Source organism: Pseudomonas sp. SG20056, assembly GCF_031764535.1.
Classification (GTDB): Bacteria; Pseudomonadota; Gammaproteobacteria; order Pseudomonadales; family Pseudomonadaceae; genus Aquipseudomonas.
Genome location: NZ_CP134499.1, coordinates 3,756,434 through 3,778,309, shown reverse-complemented (window position 1 = coordinate 3,778,309; position 21,876 = coordinate 3,756,434). Strand labels below are relative to the sequence as shown.

The 21,876-nt window shown below is 63.0% G+C and carries 19 protein-coding genes; 9 read left to right on the top strand and 10 right to left on the bottom strand.

Annotation, left to right across the window (positions count from 1 at the left end; genetic code table 11):
* Positions 1-37 precede the first annotated feature (37 nt).
* Positions 38-1,951 (top strand): arginine decarboxylase, encoded by a 1,914-nt coding sequence (gene speA / locus RHP75_RS17965; RefSeq protein ID WP_311089385.1) that lies wholly within the window; start codon positions 38-40, stop codon positions 1,949-1,951.
* 261 nt (positions 1,952-2,212) lie between these two features.
* Here the strand turns inward: speA and RHP75_RS17960 are convergent, their stop codons facing one another.
* Positions 2,213-3,568, bottom strand: a complete 1,356-nt coding sequence (locus RHP75_RS17960; protein WP_311089384.1) for a 3-oxoacyl-ACP reductase — start codon at positions 3,566-3,568, stop codon at positions 2,213-2,215.
* A 182-nt stretch (positions 3,569-3,750) separates the two neighbouring features.
* Here RHP75_RS17960 and RHP75_RS17955 point away from each other — a divergent pair, with 182 nt between their 5' ends.
* Positions 3,751-5,031 carry an acetyl-CoA C-acetyltransferase gene (locus RHP75_RS17955; RefSeq protein WP_311089383.1) on the top strand — a complete coding sequence of 427 codons (1,281 nt, stop codon included), beginning with the start codon at positions 3,751-3,753 and terminating at the stop codon, positions 5,029-5,031.
* 211 nt (positions 5,032-5,242) lie between these two features.
* On the opposite strand, the gene ada is transcribed toward RHP75_RS17955, so the two are convergent.
* Positions 5,243-6,295, bottom strand: a complete 1,053-nt coding sequence (gene ada, locus RHP75_RS17950) for a bifunctional DNA-binding transcriptional regulator/O6-methylguanine-DNA methyltransferase Ada (RefSeq protein WP_311091982.1) — start codon at positions 6,293-6,295, stop codon at positions 5,243-5,245.
* Positions 6,296-6,456: 161 nt separating this feature from the next.
* On the opposite strand from ada, the gene RHP75_RS17945 reads away from it, so the two are divergent.
* The 3 genes from RHP75_RS17945 (at position 6,457) to RHP75_RS17935 (ending at position 12,459) form a co-directional block, all read left to right on the top strand.
* Positions 6,457-7,683 (top strand): PDC sensor domain-containing protein, encoded by a 1,227-nt coding sequence (locus tag RHP75_RS17945; protein ID WP_311089382.1) that lies wholly within the window; start codon positions 6,457-6,459, stop codon positions 7,681-7,683.
* Between the two features lie 68 nt (positions 7,684-7,751).
* Positions 7,752-11,258 carry a response regulator gene (locus tag RHP75_RS17940; RefSeq protein WP_311089381.1) on the top strand — a complete coding sequence of 1,169 codons (3,507 nt, stop codon included), beginning with the start codon at positions 7,752-7,754 and terminating at the stop codon, positions 11,256-11,258.
* A 13-nt stretch (positions 11,259-11,271) separates the two neighbouring features.
* A complete protein-coding gene (locus tag RHP75_RS17935) occupies positions 11,272-12,459 on the top strand; it encodes an HD domain-containing phosphohydrolase (protein WP_311089380.1) in 1,188 nt (395 codons plus the stop codon).
* Here the strand turns inward: RHP75_RS17935 and RHP75_RS17930 are convergent, their stop codons facing one another.
* A complete protein-coding gene (locus RHP75_RS17930; protein WP_311089379.1) occupies positions 12,460-12,741 on the bottom strand; it encodes a DUF2218 domain-containing protein in 282 nt (93 codons plus the stop codon).
* Between the two features lie 25 nt (positions 12,742-12,766).
* Positions 12,767-13,408 (bottom strand): NAD(P)-dependent oxidoreductase, encoded by a 642-nt coding sequence (locus RHP75_RS17925; RefSeq protein ID WP_311089378.1) that lies wholly within the window; start codon positions 13,406-13,408, stop codon positions 12,767-12,769.
* Positions 13,409-13,509: 101 nt separating this feature from the next.
* Here RHP75_RS17925 and RHP75_RS17920 point away from each other — a divergent pair, with 101 nt between their 5' ends.
* A complete protein-coding gene (locus tag RHP75_RS17920) occupies positions 13,510-14,400 on the top strand; it encodes a LysR family transcriptional regulator (protein ID WP_311089377.1) in 891 nt (296 codons plus the stop codon).
* Positions 14,401-14,448: 48 nt separating this feature from the next.
* Here the strand turns inward: RHP75_RS17920 and RHP75_RS17915 are convergent, their stop codons facing one another.
* Entirely contained in the window at positions 14,449-14,853 is a 405-nt protein-coding gene (locus RHP75_RS17915; RefSeq protein WP_311089376.1) for a DUF2218 domain-containing protein, read from the bottom strand.
* A gap of 345 nt (positions 14,854-15,198) precedes the next feature.
* On the opposite strand from RHP75_RS17915, the gene RHP75_RS17910 reads away from it, so the two are divergent.
* Entirely contained in the window at positions 15,199-16,086 is an 888-nt protein-coding gene (locus tag RHP75_RS17910) for a PA4780 family RIO1-like protein kinase (protein ID WP_090249509.1), read from the top strand.
* Positions 16,087-16,174: 88 nt separating this feature from the next.
* Here RHP75_RS17910 and RHP75_RS17905 read toward each other — a convergent pair whose 3' ends face one another.
* Together RHP75_RS17905 and RHP75_RS17900 are read right to left on the bottom strand one after the other, a co-directional pair.
* Entirely contained in the window at positions 16,175-17,044 is an 870-nt protein-coding gene (locus RHP75_RS17905) for a neutral zinc metallopeptidase (RefSeq protein ID WP_311089375.1), read from the bottom strand.
* Between the two features lie 72 nt (positions 17,045-17,116).
* Positions 17,117-17,557: a DUF411 domain-containing protein gene (locus RHP75_RS17900; protein WP_311089374.1), complete on the bottom strand. Its 441-nt coding sequence runs from the start codon at positions 17,555-17,557 to the stop codon at positions 17,117-17,119.
* 126 nt (positions 17,558-17,683) lie between these two features.
* On the opposite strand from RHP75_RS17900, the gene RHP75_RS17895 reads away from it, so the two are divergent.
* Positions 17,684-18,070 (top strand): DUF4345 domain-containing protein, encoded by a 387-nt coding sequence (locus tag RHP75_RS17895; protein WP_311089373.1) that lies wholly within the window; start codon positions 17,684-17,686, stop codon positions 18,068-18,070.
* Between the two features lies 1 nt (position 18,071).
* On the opposite strand, the gene RHP75_RS17890 is transcribed toward RHP75_RS17895, so the two are convergent.
* From RHP75_RS17890 to RHP75_RS17880, 3 genes are all read right to left on the bottom strand, one after another.
* A complete protein-coding gene (locus RHP75_RS17890) occupies positions 18,072-18,566 on the bottom strand; it encodes a DUF4136 domain-containing protein (RefSeq protein WP_311089372.1) in 495 nt (164 codons plus the stop codon).
* A gap of 130 nt (positions 18,567-18,696) precedes the next feature.
* The gene (gene trmA / locus RHP75_RS17885) at positions 18,697-19,785 is read right to left on the bottom strand and encodes a tRNA (uridine(54)-C5)-methyltransferase TrmA (protein ID WP_311089371.1); all 1,089 of its coding nucleotides are present in this window, start codon (positions 19,783-19,785) and stop codon (positions 18,697-18,699) included.
* Between the two features lie 54 nt (positions 19,786-19,839).
* A complete protein-coding gene (locus tag RHP75_RS17880) occupies positions 19,840-21,132 on the bottom strand; it encodes an NCS2 family permease (RefSeq protein ID WP_311089370.1) in 1,293 nt (430 codons plus the stop codon).
* A 185-nt stretch (positions 21,133-21,317) separates the two neighbouring features.
* Here RHP75_RS17880 and RHP75_RS17875 point away from each other — a divergent pair, with 185 nt between their 5' ends.
* Positions 21,318-21,872: a DJ-1 family glyoxalase III gene (locus tag RHP75_RS17875; protein ID WP_311089369.1), complete on the top strand. Its 555-nt coding sequence runs from the start codon at positions 21,318-21,320 to the stop codon at positions 21,870-21,872.
* The last annotated feature ends 4 nt before the right edge of the window (positions 21,873-21,876 follow it).

The following is a 21,876-nucleotide window of genomic DNA, read 5'->3' as shown; positions in this document are numbered from 1 at the left end:
TGTGCCAAGGCCACTATCGCCAGCAAGGGAGACATCGATGTCTGCACGACGCACACGCAAAGATGACGGCAGCCAGTGGACCGTAGCGGACAGCCGCAGCGTCTATGGCATTCGCCATTGGGGCGCGGGTTACTTCGCGATCAATGACAAGGGCCGTGTCGAGGTGCGCCCGAATGGCCCGCAAAGCACGCCGATCGACCTCTACGAGCAATTGGATGAGCTGCGTTCCAGCGGTCTGTCACTGCCATTGCTGGTGCGCTTCCCGGACATTTTGCAGGACCGCGTGCGCCAGCTGACCGGCGCCTTTGACGCCAATATCGCGCGCCTGGAATACCAGAGCCCGTACACCGCGCTGTACCCGATCAAGGTCAACCAGCAGGAAGCAGTGGTGGAGAACATCATCGCCACGCAGAACGTCTCCATCGGCCTGGAAGCCGGCTCCAAGCCGGAGTTGATGGCGGTGCTGGCGCTGGCGCCGAAGGGCGGCACCATCGTCTGCAACGGTTACAAGGACCGCGAATTTATCAAGCTGGCGCTGATGGGGCAGAAGCTCGGTCACAACGTGTTTATCGTCATCGAGAAAGAATCCGAAGTGCAGCTGGTGATCGACGAAGCGGCCGAACTCAAGGTCGCGCCGCAGATCGGCCTGCGTGTGCGTCTGTCCTCGCTGGCCTCGAGCAAGTGGGCCGACACTGGCGGCGAGAAGTCCAAGTTCGGCCTTTCCGCAGCGCAGCTGCTGTCGGTGGTCGAGCGCTTCCGCGCGGCCAAGCTGGACCAGGGCATCCGCCTGCTGCACTTCCACATGGGCTCGCAGATCGCCAACCTGTCCGACTACCAGCACGGCTTCAAGGAAGCCATTCGCTATTACGGCGAGCTGCGTGGCCTGGGCCTGCCGGTTGACCATATCGACGTCGGCGGCGGCCTGGGTGTGGATTACGACGGTACCCACTCGCGCAACGCCAGCTCGATCAACTACGACATGGACGACTACGCCGGTGTCGTGGTCGGCATGCTCAAAGAGTTCTGCGATGCCCAGGAGCTGCCGCACCCGCACATCTTCTCGGAAAGCGGCCGCTCGCTGACCGCGCACCACGCCATGCTGGTGGTGCAGGTCACCGATGTGGAAAAGCACAACGACGAGATCCCCAAGATCGAGGACGTCACCAGCCTGCCGGAAACCGTGCGTTACTTGGTCGAGCTGCTCGGCCCGACTGATATCGAGATGGTTACCGAGACCTACTGGCGCGCCACGCACTATATGAGCGATGTGGCCACTCAGTACGCTGACGGCAAACTCAGCCTGACTGAAAAGGCCTTGGCCGAGCAGTGCTACTTCGCTGTATGCCGCCGCCTGCACAACTCGCTAAAGGCACGGCAGCGTTCGCACCGTCAGGTGCTCGATGAGCTCAACGACAAGCTGGCCGACAAGTACATCTGCAACTTCTCGGTATTCCAGAGCCTGCCGGACACCTGGGCCATTGGCCAGGTGCTGCCGATTCTGCCGCTCAATCGTCTCGACGAAGAGCCTATGCGTCGCGCTGTGCTGCAGGACCTGACTTGCGACTCCGACGGCAAGATCCGCCAGTACGTCGATGAGCAGTCGATCGAGACCAGCCTGCCAGTGCACGAAGTGCGCGAGGGTGAGGACTACCTGCTGGGGATCTTCCTGGTGGGTGCCTATCAAGAGATCTTGGGCGATATGCACAACCTGTTCGGCGACACCGACTCGGTGAACATCTACCAGAACGCCGATGGCAGCGTGTATCACGCCGGCATCGAGACCCACGACACCATCGAGGACATGCTGCGCTATGTGCACTTGTCGCCCGAAGAGTTGATGACCCATTACCGTGACAAGGTCGCCAGCGCCAAGATCAGCCCACGCGAGCGCACCCAGTTCCTCGACGCGCTGCGTCTGGGGCTGACCCGTTCGTCTTACTTGTCGTCCTAGGGAACAATCGATCTGCTGCGCGTCGGCCCTACTGCGTTAAAAACAGGCTCGGAATGCTCATGTACAAAAGTACACCCCGCTTCCTCGCCGTTTTGACCAGCCGAAGGCTGTTACTAACGTAGCGCCTTGTAGGGCTCTAGCTCGCGAGATCTTGAGCAGGTATAAGCTCACGCTGAATGCAAAAGGCCCCGCACTGCGGGGCCTTTTGCTGTCTGCTGACATTGGTTACAAAATCGTAGCCCGGATGCAATCCGGGGGCGATTAAGCCCCGAGCAGGCTCTGTCCACATACGCGTAGCACCTGCGCGGTGGCCGCGCCGGAACCGGGCTGGGCGAACCAGGCCACGGTTTCGGCGACGTCCTGCGGTAAACCGCCCTGGCCCATGGAGTTCATCCGTCGGCCGGCTTCGCGGATGGTCAGTGGGATGGCGGCGGTCATCTGGGTTTCGATAAAACCGGGTGCCACGGCGTTGATGCTGATGCCGCGCTTGGCCAGGGCCGGTGCCCAGGCCTGCGCCAGGCCGATCACCCCGGCCTTGCTGACTGCGTAGTTGGTCTGGCCCAGATTGCCGGCGATGCCGCTGATCGAGGCGATCAGCACCACGCGGCCGTTGTCGTGCAGCTTGCCGGCGTCCAGCAGGGCCTGGGTCAGCACTTGTGGGGCATTCAGGTTGACGTTGATCACCGAGTTCCAGAATGCATCGCTCATCTTCGCCAGGGTCTTGTCGCGGGTGATGCCGGCGTTGTGTACAACAATGTCGATGCCGTCCGGCAGTGCTTCGACCAGCTGTACGGCGGCATCATCGGCGCAGATGTCCAGGGCCAGGCCGCGTCCACCGAGGCGCGCAGCCAGAGCATCGAGGGCATCCTTGGCCGGCGGTACGTCCAGCAGCACCACCTCGGCGCCGTCGCGGGCCAGGGTTTCGGCGATAGCCGCACCGATGCCACGCGAGGCACCGGTGACCAGGGCCTTTTTGCCGGCCAGTGGGCGGGTCCAGTCTTTGACCTGTTCGCTGCAGGCGTTCAGGCGCAATACTTGGCCGGAGACATAGGCGCTTTTTGGCGAGAGAAAGAAGCGCAGCGCGCCTTCCAGCTGCGCTTCGCCACCCTTGCCGACGTAGATCAGCTGCACGTTGCCGCCACGGCGGATTTCCTTGCCCAGGGAGCGGCTGAAGCCTTCCAGCGAACGCTGCACGCTAGCGGCAATTGGGTCTTTCAGCGATTCCGGGGCGCGCCCGAGGATTACCACGCGCGGGCATTTGCCCAGGCCCTTGAAAGCCGGCTGGAAGAAGTCGCGCAGCTCAATCAACTGCTCGAACCGGGTCAGGTGGCTTGCATCAAACACCAGCGCCTTGAGTTTCGGGCCGTGTTCGGCGGTCCAGCGCGGCAGCTCGAACTGACCTTCGCGGGCTGCGTACAGGGCATCGGTCAGCTTGTGCGCGAAGGGCAGTACGGCGCTGGCCAGGCTGCCTTCGCCGCCCAGCAGCAGCGCGCCGTCCACCGGCCGGCTGCGCCCAGCCATCCAGCGCTCCAGCAGCAGCGGGGCCGGCAAACCGAGTGCGCTGACCAGACGGCGCCCGGACGTGGAGTTGGCAAAGGCGAGATAACGGTCGGACATGGAGCGGCTCCTGCGCATGGATCAAAAGTGCGCCCACTCTACGCAGCCCGTAGAAATGCGCAATTGACCGCATCCGCCTGCTGTGCCGGCAAGGCGGCCAATGCCACACTGCCGCGACAGGTTAGCCTGTGCGCCACTTATTAGAACCGGTTCTTAGCCCCCTTCTCGTTCAGGAGTCCTCCATGACCCAGCCGCGCCGCGTCGCCATCGTTGGTGGTAACCGTATTCCGTTCGCCCGTTCCAACACCGTGTATGCCACCGCGAGCAACCAGGAGATGCTGACCAGCGCACTGGATGGTCTGGTCGAGCGTTTCAACCTGCATGGCGAGCGTTTGGGAGAGGTGGTGGCCGGTGCGGTACTCAAGCATTCGCGCGATTTCAACCTGACCCGCGAATGCGTGCTCGGCTCGCGTCTGGCCCCGGAAACCCCAGCCTATGATCTGCAGCAGGCCTGCGGCACCGGCCTGGAAGCAGCGCTGCTGGTGGCCAACAAGATCGCCCTCGGGCAGATCGAATGCGGCATCGCCGGTGGCGTCGACACTACCTCGGACGCGCCAATCGGGGTCAACGAAGGGCTGCGCAAGATTCTTCTGCAGGCCAACCGTGGCAAGACCACCGGCGAGAAGATCAAGAGCCTGCTGCAAATTCGCCCACGCCACCTGGCCCCGGCCATTCCGCGCAACGGCGAGCCGCGCACTGGCCTATCCATGGGCGAGCATTGCGAGCTGATGGCGCAGACCTGGGCCATCCCGCGCGATGAGCAAGACAAGCTGGCCGTGGCCAGCCACCAGAAGCTCGCTGCCGCCTATGCCGAAGGCTGGCACGACGACCTGCTGACGCCGTTCCGTGGCCTGACCCGCGACCAGAACTTGCGCGCCGATATCAGCTTGGAAAAACTCGCCACCCTCAAACCCTGCTTCGAGCGCAGCCCGCGCGGCACCATGACCGCCGCCAACTCGACGCCGCTGACCGATGGCGCGTCCCTTGTGCTGCTGGCCAGTGAAGAGTGGGCCAAGGCGCGCGGCCTGCCGATTCTGGCCTACTGGAAGGACGGTGAAGCCGCCGCAGTGGATTTTGTTGGCGCGGGGAAAGAGGGCCTGCTGATGGCCCCGGCCTACGCCGTGCCTCGCCTGCTGGCGCGCAACAAGCTGAGCCTGCAGGACTTCGATTACTACGAAATTCACGAAGCCTTCGCCGCCCAGGTGCTGTGCACCCTCAAGGCCTGGGAAGACGCCGACTACTGCAAGACCCGCCTGGGCCTGGATGCGCCGCTGGGCTCCATCGACCGCAGCAAGATGAACGTCAAGGGTAGTTCCCTGGCGGCTGGTCATCCCTTTGCTGCCACCGGCGGGCGCATCGTCGCCAACCTGGCCAAGCTGCTCTCGGTGGCCCAGGAAGGCCGTGGCTTGATCTCAATTTGCGCCGCCGGCGGTCAAGGTGTGACTGCAATCCTGGAAAAGTAATCAAACAGCGGTATCCGCACGCGGTGCGGGTACTGATGTATGCAACTCCGTGATTTGGAGCGGCCCACCGAGGTGGAGCCGCTCTTTTTTTGTCCGCGTCATTTGATGACTGCGCGCGCCGTGGGAGGGGCTTTAGCCGCGATTGGTAGCGCTGCCAGGGTTCGTCGCGGCTAAAGCCCCTCCCACCTGCGCCCTGCACCCAACTGACAGTTCAGGTTGAGGCGGGCAATTGCGCCTGGGTATCGGCTTCGCCCTTCAGCAACGCCGCCTTGCGCGCCAGGCCCCAGCGGTAGCCACTGAGGCTGCCGTTGCTGGCGATTACCCGGTGGCAGGGCACCAGCAGGCCCAGCGGGTTGCTGGCGCAGGCACGAGCGATGGCGCGTGGATGGCTGCCCAGTTGCGCGGCCAGTTCGGCGTAGTTACGCGTCTGCCCCGGCGGAATCTGCTGCAGGGCGTGCCACACCTGCTGCTGAAAGGCCGTGCCGCGAATATCCAGCGGTAGCTGGGCGGCGCGCTGTGGTTCGCTGATCTGCGCCAGCACCTGGCGCAAACTATCGCCCAGGTCGGCGTTATCCTCGTGCAGCTCGGCGGCTGCAAAGCGTTGCTGCAGCTCACTTTGCAGCGCAGCCGGGTCGTCGCCAAACAGCAGCGCGCAGATGCCTTTGGCGCTGCTGGCCAGCAGCACGTGGCCGAGCGGGCAGGGCGCGATGCTGTAGCGCAGCTGTTCGCCCGCGGCCTGTTTACTGCGTTGCGCCGGGCTCAGGGCCGTCGCTTGCTGATACAGCGCGCGGGTGCCGGAGTAGCCGGCGTTCAGTGCGGCATCCAGCACGCTATTTGCTGTCGGCAACTGCTGTTCCAGGCGCGCGCGGCGTTGCGCCTCGCTCCAGGCTTTGGGTGTCAGCCCGGTACGCGCCTTGAAGGCGCGCGTCAGGTGCGAGGCGGACAGGCCGATGCGCGCTGCCAGCTGTTCGAGGGTTAGCGGCTGCTCACTGGTGTTGAGCAGCTCGCAGGCAGCCACCACTAGCGCATCCAGTTGTTCGGCCGGGCTCTGGCCCTGCGGCGAGCAGCGTTTGCATGGGCGAAAGCCGGCGACTGCAGCTGCCTCAGCATCGGAATGGAAACTGACGTTCTCCCGCCGGGGCCGCCGCGCCGGGCAACTGGGTCGGCAGTAGATGCCGGTGCTGCGCACGGCAAACACAAAACGGCCATCCTGCGCAGGGTCACGGTCGCATACGGCTTGCCAGCAGCGGTCGGCATCGAGCATGGCGAGATCCTCAATAAACATGGGCAGATTGTCGGCTGCGGCTGGCGGTCTGCCAATCCACATCTGACTTTCAAAGTAGCGCTCGGCCAGTGTTCGGTGCGCTCAGCCAACCTCGCCTAGACTCCCTGCATTCGCCACGGCGCACACGCAAGGAGAGGGCAATGTTCAGGCTGCGCCATATGGGACTGCTGTTGGTACTGGCCAGCGTCTGCGCCGCCGCGCAACCGTCGGTAGCGGTGCGCCTCGACACCAGTTTTGAGGAGCCCTACCAAGTGGTGGTCGATGGCCAGCTGGGCGGGTCGTCGGTCAAGGTACTCGAGTGCATCTTCAGCCGCATGCAGCAGCCTTATGAGATTCAGCTGACCTCGCTGCAGCGTGCCCGGCCCAACGTCAGCCGGCAGATCGCCGATGGCTTCTTCAGTTCGGCGCCCAATAGCCAGGTCGATGGTTACGCGGTGCTTTCGGCACCGCTGCTGATCGAGAAGTGGTACTGGTATGCGCTGGACCCCAGCCTGCTCAACCTGCCCATTTGGGACAAGCAGCTGAGGATCGGCAGCGTACTGGGCAGCAACAGCATGATCTGGCTCGAATCCAGGGGCATTCCGGTGGAGCAGAAGGTGCCACGCCTTGAGCAACTGGTAGAAATGCTCCGCCATGCTCGGATCAATATGCTGCTGGCCGATAGCAGCGCCATGCACAGCACGCTTGAGCAGATTCAGGACCCGCCGAAACTGCACCAGCGCTTTGTCCGTTATTCACCGCTCGGGGTGTATTTTTCCAAGGCATTTGTCGATGAGCACCCGGATTTTCTCAAGGCCTTCAACCGTCAGGTGGAAAGCTGCGCGCCGGCCAGCACTGAGCTGAGCGCTGCGGAACAGGCTTATCTACGCCAGTTGGCCGCGCAGCATGTGGCGCGCTGGGGGCAGCATGCGGACCTGCTCGCGGCATTGCGTGAGGCGCACAAACGCGGCAACAGTCTTGAGCGTATCAAGGAGCTGGATCGGCAATGGCGGCGCGAGCGCATCCTTGAGGAAAAGCCGCTGATCCGCCGCGTGCTCAACCTGCGCCCCTCGCAGTTACTGGCCGGTATCGCCCAGCAATACGCGCCATTGTTCAATGAGATTTTCATCAGCGATGCCAGCGGCCAACTGGTGGCGATGAGCGAGAGCACCAGTGATTACTGGCAGGCCGATGAGCCGGATTTTCAGCGTGCCGCGCCGCTGCCCAGTGGCGAGGTGTATATCGGCGCGATTGAGTATGACGGTTCGACGCAGAGCTTCCAGAGCAAGGTTTCGGCGCCGCTGTACGACCCCGATACAGGCGCACTGCTGGGCGTGATCAGCCTGGGCATCAATATCGAAACCGCATTCGGTGACAACCTGCCTTGAGCGCGGCTCGCCAGAACTCGCGCAGCTTCTAAGCTGAAGAACACCTGATTGTTCGCAAGGATGCCGCCATGTCGCGCCTCTGCTGCCTGTTGCTGTTATGCCTGCTGCCCTTATTGGCAGTGGCGGCGTTGCCGCTGAATGAACCGCAGCGAGCCTGGGTCGCCGAGCATGGGGTGATCCGCGTGGGCATAGAACGCAGCGGCTGGCCGCCGTTTGATGTACTGGACAAGCACGGTCAGCATCGCGGCCTCAGTGGCGACTACCTGGCGCTGCTCGGTCAGCGGCTGGGGCTGCGCTTTGAGCCGGTGCTGATGGACGACTGGGATAGCGCGCTGAAAGCCTTGCGCAGCGGCCAGGTCGACCTGCTGCCATCGGTGGCCAAAACCGCCGAACGTGAAGCCTTTATGGCCTTTAGCGACCCCTATCTGACCAGCAGCAGCCTGATCTTTACGCGCAGCGAACTGGCGGTGCAGCGCCTGCGTGACCTGGCCGGCAAGCGGGTGGCCATCGAGCGCGGTTATGCGCTGCAGCAGGCCCTGCGCGAGCAAGTCGAGGGCGTGCAGTTACTCGAAGTAGGCGACACCGAAGCGGCGCTGCGCGCAGTGTCGTCCGGCCGCGCGGATGCCTATGTCGGCGATATGATCGTGGCCAGTTATCTGATTCGTGAGCGCAACCTGACCAACCTCGAACTGCGCGGTGAAACCGGCCTGTCCAGCAGCGAGTTCCGCTTTGCCGTGCGCCCGGACTGGCCGCAGCTGGTGAGCCTGCTGAATCTGGCCATGAGTGACCTGAGTGACACCGAGCAGGAGGCAATCAAGGAGCGTTGGCTACCGCCGCTGACCGTATTCAACTGGCGGCGCTTGCTGGCTGTGGGCTGGCCTTATCTGCTTGGCTTGCTGGCGTTGGTGATTTTCGTGCTGGTGTGGAACCGCCGTCTGGCGGTGCAGATTGCCGAGCGCCAGCGTGCCGAGGCCGAAGCCAGCCGCCAGCGCAGCACCTTACTGGCGTTGATCAACGCGATTCCCGATCCGATCTGGTTCAAGGATGTCGACGGCCGTTATGTCGGCATCAACCAGGCCTGCGCCACGCTGTTCGGCCGCCCCAGTGAGGCGGTGCAGGGGCAGCGTGACGAGGCGCTGCTTGATCCGGCCTGGGCCGCCTCGCGCGCGGAGCATGACCGTATCGCCAGAAGCCAGGCAGAGCCGTTTGAAAGCGAAGGCTATTCGCTCTACCCGGATGGCCGGCGGGTGATCTTCGATACGTTGCGCACCACCTTCTATGACGAGCAGGGCCAATTGCTGGGGCTGGTCGGCATCAGTCGCGACATCACTGCGCGCAAGCAGGCGGAACAAGCCATGGCCGAGGCCAAGGAGCTGGCCGAAGAGGCGGCGCGGCTGAAGTCGGACTTTCTGGCCAATATGAGTCACGAAATCCGCACGCCGATGAACGCGATTATCGGCATGTCGCACCTGGCCCTGAAAACCGAGCTGAGCCCGCGCCAGCGTGATTACCTGGGCAAGATTCAGCAATCCGGCCAGCACCTGCTGGGGATCATCAATGACATCCTCGACTTCTCGAAGATCGAGGCCGGCAAGCTGACCATCGAACGCATCGACTTTGACTTGCAGCAGGTGCTGGAAAACCTCGCCAACCTGATCGGCGACAAGGTCGCCGGCAAAGGCCTGGAACTGGTGTTCAACCTCGATCCGCAGCTGCCGCAGCAACTGGTTGGCGACCCGCTGCGTCTCGGGCAGATCCTGATCAACTACGCCAACAATGCGGTGAAGTTCACCGAGCAGGGCGAGGTCGAGGTGATCCTGCGCGTCGAGCAGCGCGATGCCGAGCAGGTGCTGCTCTACCTTGGCGTGCGCGACACCGGTATAGGCCTGACGCCGGAGCAGATGGGTAGGCTGTTCGAGTCCTTCCAGCAGGCCGACACCTCGACCACGCGCAAATATGGCGGTACGGGCCTTGGGCTGGCCATTTGCAAGAGCCTGGCCGAGGCCATGGGCGGCAGCGTTGGGGTCGAGAGTCAGCCGGGGCAGGGCAGTCTGTTCTGGTGTCGGGTGCCGCTGGGCATTGCGCGCCAGCAAACCCAGCGGCAGCTGCCGCAGGCTGATCTGCGCGGGCGCAAGGTGCTGGTGGTGGATGACAACGACAGTGCGCGCCAGGTGCTGCACGACATGCTGGAAAGCATGAGCTTTCGCGTCGAAGCCGTGGCCTCGGGCATGGCTGCCCTGCAGCAGGTGCAACAGGCCAGCCTGCAGCGTGAGCCGTTCGACGTGCTGCTGGTCGACTGGCAGATGCCCGGCATGGATGGCATCGAAACCCTGCGCCGGGTGCGTGAACTCAATCTGCAACCGCCACCGCATCTGCTGATGGTCACCGCCCATTGCCGTGAGGAGGTGCTGCTGGGCGCGGAGAAGGTCGGTGTTGAGGATGTGCTGCTCAAGCCGCTCAACCCCTCGCTGCTGTTCGATGCGCTGATCCGCAGCCTGGCCGGCGAAGGCCCGGCGCAGGGCTTTGCACGCTTGCCGGCGGGTGAACAGATTCCCAATTTCGGCTCATTGCGTGTGCTGCTGGTGGAAGACAACGAGCTGAATCGTGAAGTGGCCTGCGGCCTGCTGCAGGAAAGCGGTTTGCAGATCGATCAGGCCGAGCATGGCGGCATCGCCCTCGAGCTGCTGCGCGGCCATGCCGACGGCTATTACGCCCTGGTGCTAATGGACATGCAGATGCCGGTGCTGGACGGCATCGCCACCACCGAGGCGATCCGCCGCGAGCCGCGCTTTGCCGCGCTGCCGATTGTCGCCATGACGGCCAACGCCATGCCGGCCGACCGTGAGCGCTGCCTGGCCGCCGGGATGAACGATCACCTGGGCAAGCCGATTGAGCCGAACGAGCTGTGGCATACCCTGGCGCGCTGGATGCCGACCCAGGCCGAGTCGCTGGCTGCGTCGCCCCGCGTAGCCGAAACGGCCGTGGACTGGCAGCTGCCGGGGGTGGATATCGATAGCGGCCTGCGCCGGGTGCTCGGTAAGCGCGAGCTGTATCAGCGTCTGCTCGGCAAGTTCGCTGCCAGTCAGGCGGATTTCCCCGCGCAGCTGCGCGCCGCGCTGGCGGCCAACCAGCAGGAGAGTGCCGAGCGTCTGGTTCACAGCCTCAAGGGCCTGGCCGGCAACCTCGGCGCGACGGACCTGGCGGCTCAAGCGGCGGCCCTGGAGAGTGCGATCAAGGATGCCCGTCACGATGAGCTGGACGGCCTGCTGGCCGAGTTGCAGCAGAGCCTGGAAGCGCTGGTGGCGGCGATCCTCGGGCAATTTCCTGTTGAGCCGCCGCACGAATCGATGGTCGTGGATATCGAGCAATTGCAGCAGCTGTGCCGGCAGTTACAGCGGCTGTTCGCCGAGGACGATCCGCGCGCTGGAAAACTCTTCGATGAACAGGCCGAACTGCTGCGCAGCGCCTTTACTAGTGAGTATGCGGCGCTGGCTGCAGCGGTGCGTGGGTTTGACTTCGAGCAGGCGCTGGCGCTGCTGCAGGCCGCTGCCGGACAACGGCAACTGAGACTATGAGTGGGGAGTGGTGATGGACAACATACTCGACCGGCCGGATCAGCCCTTGGTGCTGGTGGTGGACGATACCCCGGAAAACCTCGAACTGATGAGCGGGCTGCTGCTCGGCAGCTATCGGGTCAAGGTTGCCAGCAGTGGCGTCAAGGCGCTGCGCATCGCCGCCGGCAGCCAGCAGCCGGATCTGATCCTGCTCGACATCATGATGCCGGAGATGGACGGTTACGAAGTCTGCCGCCTGCTCAAACTCAATCCGGCCACGGCGGATATTCCAGTGGTGTTTCTTACCGCCAAGAGCGAGGTGGCCGATGAACAGCACGGCTTTGATCTGGGCGCGGTGGACTACATCACCAAACCGATCAGCCCGCCCCTGGTGCTCGCCCGCGTACACGCGCATTTGCAGCTCAAGGCCAGTGCGGATTTCCTGCGCGACAAGAGTGAATACCTGGAGCTGGAAGTGCGTCGCCGCACCCGCGATATGCAGCGCCTGCAGGAGGTCACCATCGAGGCCATGGCCAGCCTTGCGGCCATGCGCGACAACCCTTGCGGTAAGCACCTGGCGCGTATCGAACCCTACATGACCACTCTGGCCACGGCGCTGGCCCATCAACAGCCGGCGCTGGCCGATGAGTTGAACCGCGAACGCATCACTCAGCTGGGTAAATCAGCACTGCTGCATGGCATCGGCAAACTGGTGCTGCCGGATCGCATCCTGCTCAACCCGATCCAGCAGCTGCAGGGCGAGGATCTGCAATTGCTGCATCGGCATACCGAAGCCGGGCGTGATGCCTTGCTGGCCGCCGAGGCCAAGCTGGGCAACGTCACCGATTTTCTCCGCGATGCCCGCGATATCGTCTATAGCCAGCATGAGTGCTGGGACGGCAGCGGCTACCCGCAGGGCCTGCTGGGCGAACAGATTCCACTGACGGCCAGGTTGATGGCGGTGGTCGGTGCCTATGAGGAACTGACCAGCCACCACCTGTATCGGCCGTCGTGCAGCCACGCCGAAGCGCTCAAGCAGATCAGCGCGGCCAGTGGTACGCGCTTCGATCCCTCGGTGGTGCTGGCCTTTATCGAAGCCGCCGATGACTTCGCCAACATCGCCCAGCGCCTGGCTGACGACGCGGCGGCGATTCATGCCGAGCTGCAGCGCCTGGATGAGTCACTGGGCGAAAGCATCGAGCTGACCCTGCCTGCGGGTTGATCACTGCCAGTCGAGGCTCAGCTCGGCCTGCCAGGCGAAGCGTTCAAAATGGCTGGTCACCACCTTCTTCAGGCTTTCCAGGCCTTCGCTGCTGGCGCTTTGCACGCTCAGGCGCAGGCCATCCGCTTCGGCCAGCAGCAGTGCCAAGCCGCTGTCGAACTCGATACGTCCTTGTTGTTCATCGAAGCTCACCGGAATCTTGTGGGCGAAGTGTTTGCACAGCCGGCTGATGTAGCGGGCCGGTGTATCCGTGACGACATAGGCGCTGGCGTTCAGTGGCATGGGGTTCTCCTGGTCAAGTGACGGCTTAATAGCCAACGGTAAAGCGCTGGCGCAGGTGATGTGGGCGCTCCAGCTCATCGATGATGGCTACCGCGAGGTCTGCGACCGAGATCTGCGCCGGGGCGTCGCCATTCATCAGTAACTGGTCGCCGCCGATGCGGAACTGTCCGCTGCGTGCGCCCGGCTGCAACAGCGCGGGCGGTGAGATAAAACTCCAGGCCAGAGCGGTTTCAGTTTTCAGCAGGTTGAGGGTTTGCCGCGCGCCTTCGGCGCCTTCCTTGTACGCGGCGGGGAAGTCCGGAGTGTCGATCAGCTGCAGGTTTGGGGCGACATACAGGCTACCTGCGCCGCCGACCACTAGCAGGCGCTGTACGCCGGCCTGTTTGCTGGCTGCGATGATCGCCTGGCTGCCCTGGATAAAACGCTGGCGAATATCAGCCGTGCCCCAGCCCGGATTGAACGCGTGGATCACTGCGTCATGGCCTTTGAGTTGCTCGGCCAAGGCGTCGGCGTTGTAGGCATCGCCAGCGACGGCATTAAGCGCCGGGTGCTGTGGCAGTTTCGCGGTATTACGGACGATGCCGGTGACCTGGTGGCCACGGTCCAGGGCTTCTTGCAGAACAGCTGCGCCAACAAAGCCACTGGCGCCGATCAGAGCGAGTTGCATGGGATGTCTCCAGTTGGGATTAAGTGGGGTAGATAATCGCAGCTGGGTAAAGCGCAGAAAAATAGGCTAAAAAGGCTTTAACTATTAAGCAGGGCTTACGAATGGAGCAGTTAAAGCGCATGGCAGTGTTTGCCACCGTGGTCGATCGTGGCTCCATGGTGGCAGCGGCTGAGGTGTTGGGTATGACGGCATCGGCAGTCAGCCAGCAGATACGCAAGCTGGAAGAAAGCACCCAGGTCAACCTGCTGCACCGCACTACGCGCAAGCTGACCCTGACCGAGGCGGGCGCGACCTTCTATCAGAGCTGCGCCCAGGTGCTGGTACTGGCGCAGCAGGCCGAGCAGCGCTTGGCCGAGTTGCGCGATGCGCCGGTGGGCGAGCTGCGCATTGCCGCGCCAGTGGGGTTTTCCGGGCGACGGCTCAGCGCGGCACTGGCGCCGCTGTTACAGGCGCACAGTGGACTCAGTCTCAAGCTGTTCTTCCATGATGAGCAAATCGATCTGATTGAGCGGCGCATCGATCTGGCCATCCGCGTCGGCCACCTGGAGGACTCCAGCCTGGTGGCGCGGCATATCGGTGATACGCGTATGCTGCTGTGCGCAGCACCCGCCTACCTGCTGCGCAAGCCGCCGATCAATCATCCCCGCGACCTGATAGGCCTGGACTGGCTGATTTTGCACAGTGACAGTGCGTTCAACTTGCTGGAGTTGCGCGGGCCCGATGCCCAGGTCGAGAAGCTGCGGGTGGAAAGCCGGGTGTGCTGCAACAACATCCTGGCGGTGCGCCATTTCACCTTGGCCGGTATGGGCGTATCGCTGCAACCGGAGCAGGAAGTGCGTGAGGAATTGGCCAGTGGCCGCCTGCGTGAGCTACTGCCGCACTGGCGCATGCCGCTATTCGGTATCTACCTGGTGACGCCGCGCCGTGATGCGCAACCGGCCAAGGTTCGCTATGCCATCGAGGCGTTGCGTCAGCATCTGCTGGCGCCCTGACTGCGGCCGGCAGACCGTTGAGCAACGTAGGTCGTTTTCAACGCTTTGCTATTGCCAGTCGAGGCTCAACTCGGCTTGCCAGGCAAAGCGCTCGAAGTGGGTGGCTATCAGGTGCTTGAGCTTGTTCAGGTCCTGCGGGTTATTACTCAGGACAGTGATATGCAGGCCGGTTCGATCCGCATGCAGGTGTGAGAGGCCGAAGGCAAATTCGATGCGCCCGTGGTGGTCACCGAAACTGACTGGCAGCTTGTGCGCAAACTGCGCACACAGGCGGCTGATGTAGCGTGCAGGCGTATCGGTGACGACATGGCTGGAGGCGATGTGCAGCGCGGCGATGCCATTGCAGCGTTTAGGGTGCGCGTGGCGCTTGGCGGCCAGACTGCCCAGTGCGTTGCGCGCCTTAAGATGTGGCTGCTGGGGCAGGGGGCTGCTGCCAGATTGGGCATGTTTCACAGTTGTTTCCCCCAATCATGCAGGCTCAGGCGAGGCGCCTTCGCGGGGTGGCGGTAAGGGGCCTTGCGCGTGGCATGACCGGCTGGCGAATATACAGCGAATGGGACAGTGTTAAATCCCTTTTGGTTGCATGGCGCGTGTGTTTGTAACGCCGGGTTTGCTGCATGTGCGCTGCTCAACACATCGCCAGTCGGCATGATTGAGCGGTTTGCCCTGCCTTCGATGTGCCTGGGTGGCGCCAGGTAATGCGGGGTGTGCTGACACGAGGGTGGGCGCTGCGTAAAGATTGCCGTATAACGGGCGGCAGAGTCGACTTGGGCAACACAGGATCCCTGATTAAAGCTGATGAAGACGCCAAAACGTATTGAGCCCCTGGTCGAAGCCGGGCTGGTCGATGAAGTGATACGCCCGCTGATGAGCGGTAAAGAAGCCGCGGTCTACGTGGTGCGCTGCGGTGAGGAACTGCGCGTCGCCAAGGTCTACAAGGAAGCCAATAAACGCAGTTTTCGCCAAGCCGCCGAGTATCAGGAAGGCCGCAAGGTACGCAACAGCCGTGATGCCCGGGCCATGGCCAAAGGTTCGAAGTACGGCCGTAAGGGCCAGGAAGATGCCTGGCAGAATGCCGAGGTTGCCGCCTTGTTCCGCCTGGCCAACGCCGGGGTGCGGGTGCCCAAGCCGTATGACTTCCTTGAAGGCGTGTTGCTCATGGAACTGGTCGATGACGGTGAGGGCGACGCGGCTCCGCGTCTCAATGATGTCGACCTGCACCCGGACGATGCCCGCGAATTCCACGCTTTTATGATTCATGAAGTGGTGAAAATGCTCTGCGCTGGCCTGGTGCATGGTGACCTGTCGGAATTCAACGTGCTGCTTGATCCGGGTGGCCCGGTGATTATCGACTTGCCGCAAGCGGTGGATGCGGCCGGCAACAACCATGCGTTCAAGATGCTTGAGCGCGATGTGCGCAACATGGCTGAGTATTTCGGTCAGTTTGCCCCGGAATTGAAATTCACCAAGTACGCCAAGGAAATGTGGGCGCTCTATGAGGCCGGTGAACTGACCCCAGAGAGCCCGCTGACGGGTGAATTCGATGATCCTGAAGAAGAAGCCGATATCGATGCGGTGATGCGCGAGATCAAGGCCGCCTTGGCCGACGAAGCGCGCCGTCAGGCGCTGCTGAATGCCGAAGATGAACCCAAGGGCGAAGAGCCGCCACCGCCTTGGGCGCAATAGACAGGGCGTGCCGCTGATAAAAAATGCCGCTTACCTGATCAGGTAAGCGGCATTTTTTTGCGCTGAATATCTTGGGCGTTTGTCTGGCTTACAGCCGCGTGGCCTTGAACGTATCGCAGCGGCCGACATTGCCGCCGTCGAAACCGGTCTTGAACCAGCGCACGCGCTGCTCTGAGGTGCCGTGGGTGAAGGAGTCAGGCACCACCTGACCGCGAGCCTGCTTCTGCAAGCGGTCATCGCCGATGGCATTGGCGGCGTTCAGCGCCTCTTCAATATCGCCTGGCTCCAGCCAGTCATGCCGACGCTGGCCATGGAAGGCCCACACGCCCGCCAGGCAATCGGCCTGCAACTCCTGGCGTACCAGTAGCCCGGTCGCGCCTTCCACCCGCTCGCCACGCTGGCGGGCGGCGTTGACCTTGGCTGAGACGCCGAGCAGGGTCTGCACGTGGTGGCCGACTTCATGGGCAATCACATAGGCCTGGGCAAAGTCGCCGGCCGCGCCAAAGCGCTGTTCCAGCTCGCGGAAGAACGCCAGGTCGATATACACCCGCTGATCGCCAGGGCAATAGAACGGCCCGACCGCCGAGTTGGCAAAGCCACAGGCGGAATTCACCCCGCTGCGAAACAGTACCAGGGTCGGGTCCTTGTACTGCCGATTGGCACCCTGGAAGATTTCCCGCCAGGTGTCCTCGGTATCGCCGAGCACGGCGCGGACGAACTCCGACTGCTCGTCATTGGCGGCAGGCGTTGAGCGTTGCGGCGCACTGACCGAGCCGCCCTGCATGGCTTGCCCGGCCAGTTGGCCGAGGATCTGCATCGGGTCCTGGCCGCTGAGCAGGCCGACGATCACCACGATGGCCACGCCACCGAGGGTCAACCCCTTGCCGCCGCCCATGCGTGAGCCGCTGCCGCGTGCGTCCACCACGTTGTCACTGCGTCTTCCGCGTTTCCAGCGCATCGCTATCGTCCTGTGTGTATGCCGAGCTTGAGTGTCGTCCGCTGGTGTGCGCTACGCCAGTGCAGTCGTCACTTATTCAATGGTGGGGTATTCGCTGATCACCCGCTCTGCGCCTTGCTTATCCAGGCCGATGACTTGATAGGCATCGCGCACATTGCCGTATTCCATACCTGGTGAGCCGGCTGGCATGCCGGGTACGGCCGCGCCGAGCAGGTCGGGCTGTTTGCGCATTTTGAGAATGTCGGCGGCCGGTACGTGACCTTCGACAAACTGGCCGTTGATCACCCCGGTGTGGCAGGACGACAGGCGCGGCGGCACGCCCAGGCGCTGTTTGACCGCACTCATATCGGTTTCGACATGGTCGACAACGTTAAAGCCGTTGTCCTGCAGGTGGCTGATCCAGGCCTTGCAGCAACCGCAGTTGGTATCGCGGTGTACGTCGATGGTCAGGGGTTCGGCGGCGAAACTCAGGCTGCTGACAAACAGCCCGGCGAGAACAAGCAACTGGCGCATCGGGTAACTCCTGGCAGGTGAAAGGCTGAGCATAGCGCCCGGCGGCCGTGGCTAACCACCGTCGATTTCCGAAAGGCGCGGTGGGGGCTTATGCTGCGTGCTCGATTTCTGGGGTAGGGGCTGTCCATGTTGTTTGCACGCGTAGTACTGGTGATTCAACTGTTGGCATTGGCGGGCCTGGGCCTGGCCTATTTTGTCCGCCCCCATGAAATGGCCAACCTCAGCGGCATGCTGCTGATGTCGCCAGCGGCTGCCACCGATATGCGGGCGTTCTACGGTGGCCTGCAACTGGGTCTGGCGGCGTTTATCGGCCTGTCGCTGAGCCGGCTGGACTTCACCCGCGCAGCGTTGACCCTGCTGGTGCTGCTCTACAGCGCCCTGGCGCTGGCGCGGATTGGCGGCCTGTGGCTGGATGGCGGCGCGCAGCAGACCTTCAATCTCTACGCGCTGCTGCTGGAAGTGGTCTCGGTGGGGCTGTGCTTCTGGGCGCTGCGCGGTTTGCAGCGCGTCTGAGTCAGCGTGCGACGGGGAAGCCTTCGAGGATTTTGGCCACGCCACGGTCGAAGTTTTCCTGGCTCATGTCCGGGTTGTGCAGCTGCCGGTTGATCTGCGCCTGAAACAGCACTGCCTGGGTCTTGCTATCGAGAATGCGCAGGGCTAAGCGTGCGCGCTCATCTTCGGTGGCGTGGGTCTGGGTGTAGACCGTACCGCCCACCGCTATCGGGGTGAGCTCAATTCCTGCTTCATGCTCCAGCCCCAGGGCATAGATGACCTGCATATCGGGCTGCGTTTCGGTGAAGCGATAGCCCTTGGCGCTGAGTGCGTTCTGCACTGCCTGATTAAAGCGCTGCTCCAGATCCGTACGATGGCCGCTGGTCCTGACCGCGCGCACGTTGAAGCTCTGATACGAGGTGCCTGGTGTCGGTTGCAGCACCTGTATCGACGGTTCGGGCGTGCTGGTGCAGGCGCTCAGCAGGGGCAGCAGTAGAGCTAACAGATAACGGCGCATCGGCGACTCCTTGAGTTGGGTGTCCAGACACCCTGGCCAGCGCAGTCTAGGCCGGGTGGCGCAACCTTGCGCCAATCCGCCGATGGGTCTGTTGCTTGCATCCTGTGTCGCTGTGGGTGGCGCGGTAACGCTAGCGGCGCTCCAGCAATACACCCGATTCCATATGGTGGGTGTAGGGGAACTGGTCGAACAGCGCGCAGCGCGTCACCTTGTGGGTGTCATTCAGCTGGGCGATGTTGGCGGCCAGGGTTTCCGGGTTGCAGGAGATATACAGAATGCGCTCGAAGCGCCGGGTCAGTTCGCAGGTGTCTGGGTCCATGCCGGCGCGCGGCGGGTCGACGAATACGCAGCCGAAGTCGTAGCTCTTCAGGTCGATGCCGGCCAGACGCCGGAACGGCCGCACCTCATTCAGTGCTTCGGTCAGCTCTTCGGCGGACAGGCGCACCAGGCTGACGTTATCCACGCCGTTGTCGGCCAGGTTGGCCAGGGCGGCATTCACCGAGGACTTGCTGATCTCGGTGGCCAGCACATTACGCACGCGGGTGGCCAGCGGCAGGGTGAAGTTGCCATTGCCGCAGTACAGCTCCAGCAAATCGTCTGAGCGTTCACCGAGCGCCTCGTAGGCCCAGGTGAGCATCTTCTGGTTCACTTCGCCGTTGGGCTGAGTGAACGCGCCCTCTGGCTGGCGATAGCTGAAGGTGCGGCCAGCGACCTGCAGTTTTTCCTCGACATAATCCCGGCCGATAACGATGCGCTTGCCCTTGGAGCGGCCAATGATGCTGACCTGCAAATCGGCCGCCAGTTTTTCAGCTTCAGCCTGCCAGGCGGCATCCAGTGGGCGGTGGTAGCACAGGGTGATCAGGCCATCGCCGGACAGAGTGGTGAGAAACTCGACCTGAAACAGCTTGAAGCTCAGGGCGCTACTGGCTTGCCAGGAGGTCTTCAGGCGCGGCATCAGCGCATTGATCTGCGCGCTGGCGATGGGGAAGTCTTCGAAGAATATCGGGTTGAGGTTATCGCCGGCCTCGAACATCGCGTAGTGACGGTCCTCACCCTCGCGCCACAGGCGGAATTCGGCGCGCAGGCGGTAGTGCTCGCGCGGCGACTCAAATACTTCGGGGGCGGGTGCATTGAACGGCGCCAGCAGCTCGATCAGGCGCTGCTGCTTGTCAGCAAGCTGGGCGGCGTAGGTGGCGGGATCGAACTGGGAACGGCTCATGCGGGACTCTTTTCAAAAAGGAAGCGGGTGGGCTATTGCCCACCCGCAAGGTCATCAGGCGAAGTACGCCAGTTTGATCGCAAACAGTACCGAGAGCACCACCAGCGCCGGGTTGAGGTCGCGCCAGCGGCCGGCCAGCAGCTTGATCAGGGTCCAGGCGATAAAGCCGAAGGCAATGCCGTTGGCAATCGAGAAGGTCAACGGCATGGCCAGGGCGGCAACCACCACGGGGGCGGCGACAGTAAGGTCGTCCCAATCGATCTGCGCCAGGCTGCTCATCATCAGCACGGCGACGAACAGCAGCGCCGGTGCGGTGGCGAAGGCCGGTACGGCGCCGGCCAGCGGGGCGAAGAACAGCGCCAGGAGGAACAGGATTGCCACCACGCAGGCGGTCAGACCGGTGCGCCCGCCGGCGCTGATGCCCGCAGCGGATTCGATATAGCTGGTGGTGGTCGAGGTGCCCAGTGCCGCGCCGGCCATGGTCGCGGTGCTGTCAGCCAGCAGGGCGCGGCCGAGCTTGGGCATCTTGCCGTCCTTGTCCAGCAGGTTGGCCTTCTGCGCCACGCCGACCAGGGTGCCGGAGGTGTCGAACAGGTCAACGAAGAGGAAGGCGAAGATCACGCTGAGCAGGCCGATATCCAGCGCGCCCATGATGTCCAACTGCATCAGGGTCGGGGTCAGTGACGGTGGCATCGACACCACGCCATTGAGCTGCGACAAGCCGAACAGAATCGACAGGCCAGTGACCAGCAGAATGCCGATCATCACCGCGCCGGTTACGCGGCGGTAAGCCAGCGCGGCAATTACGAAGAACCCCAGGCAGGCCAGCAGTGGGCCGCCCTTGCTCAGGTCACCGAGGCCGACCAGGGTGGCCGGGTTGTCCACCACGATGCCAGCGTTTTTCAGCGCAATGATCGCCAGGAACAGGCCGATGCCCGCCGCGATACCCGAGCGCAGGGCCAGCGGGATGCTGTTGATGATCCACTCACGGATCTTGAAGATCGACAGCAGAAAGAAGATTGCGCCGGAGAGAAACACCGCGCCGAGAGCAGTCTGCCAGGTGTATCCCATGGTCAGCACCACGGTGTAGGTGAAGAAGGCGTTCAGACCCATGCCCGGTGCCAGAGCAATCGGGTAGTTGGCCAGCAGGCCCATGATGGCTGAACCAAGCGCCGCTGCCAGGCAGGTGGCAACGAATACGGCACCTTTATCCATACCGGTTTCGGCCAGCATGTTGGGGTTGACGAAGAGGATGTAGGCCATGGTCAGGAAGGTGGTCAAACCCGCCAGAAGCTCGGTGCGCACCGTGGTGTTATGGGCTTTGAGTTGGAACAGTCTTTCCAGCATGTGGCACTCCCCGTAACGGCGTTTTTGCCGTGTTTATGCAAACCGAAAGCAAAGCACATCCACGCGTGGGTGCATGTTTTTGCTGGCGATCTGGAAAAAGGCGCGCATCATATCAGCTCGTCTGGAGCTGGTGAATTTATGACCGCTCGGACAGTTTATGCACGGCCACTACAAGGAGCGAAACGATGACTGCACGGGCCCTGATCAGCGTTGCCGATGGTGTCGAAGACCTCGAATGCGTGACCCTGATTGATGTACTGCGGCGTGCTGAGGTTGAGGTGGTAGTTGCCAGCATCGAAAGTCGGCGGATGATCACCTGCGCCCGTGGCACGCGGCTGACGGCCGACACCATGCTGGTGGATGTACTGGCTCAGCCCTTCGACCTGATCGTGTTGCCCGGCGGCATGCCGGGCGCGCAACACCTGGCCGAGCACGAGCCGCTGGCCGAGCGGGTGCGCGAGCAGGCCAAGGCCGGCAAGTTGTTCGCCGCCATCTGCGCCGCCCCGGCCTTGGCGTTGCAGCACTATGGTGTGCTTAAACAGCGGCGCATGACCTGTTATCCGGCGTTCAGTGATCGCCTGAGCGGTTGTGTATTTGTCGACCAGCCGGTGGTGGTCGATGGCAACTGCATCACCAGCCAGGGCCCCGGTACCGCCCTGGAGTTTGCCCTGACCCTGGTTGAGCAGCTGTGTGGCAAGGCCGTGCGCAAGCAGGTGTCGGAGGCCATGCTGGTCGGCTAACCCG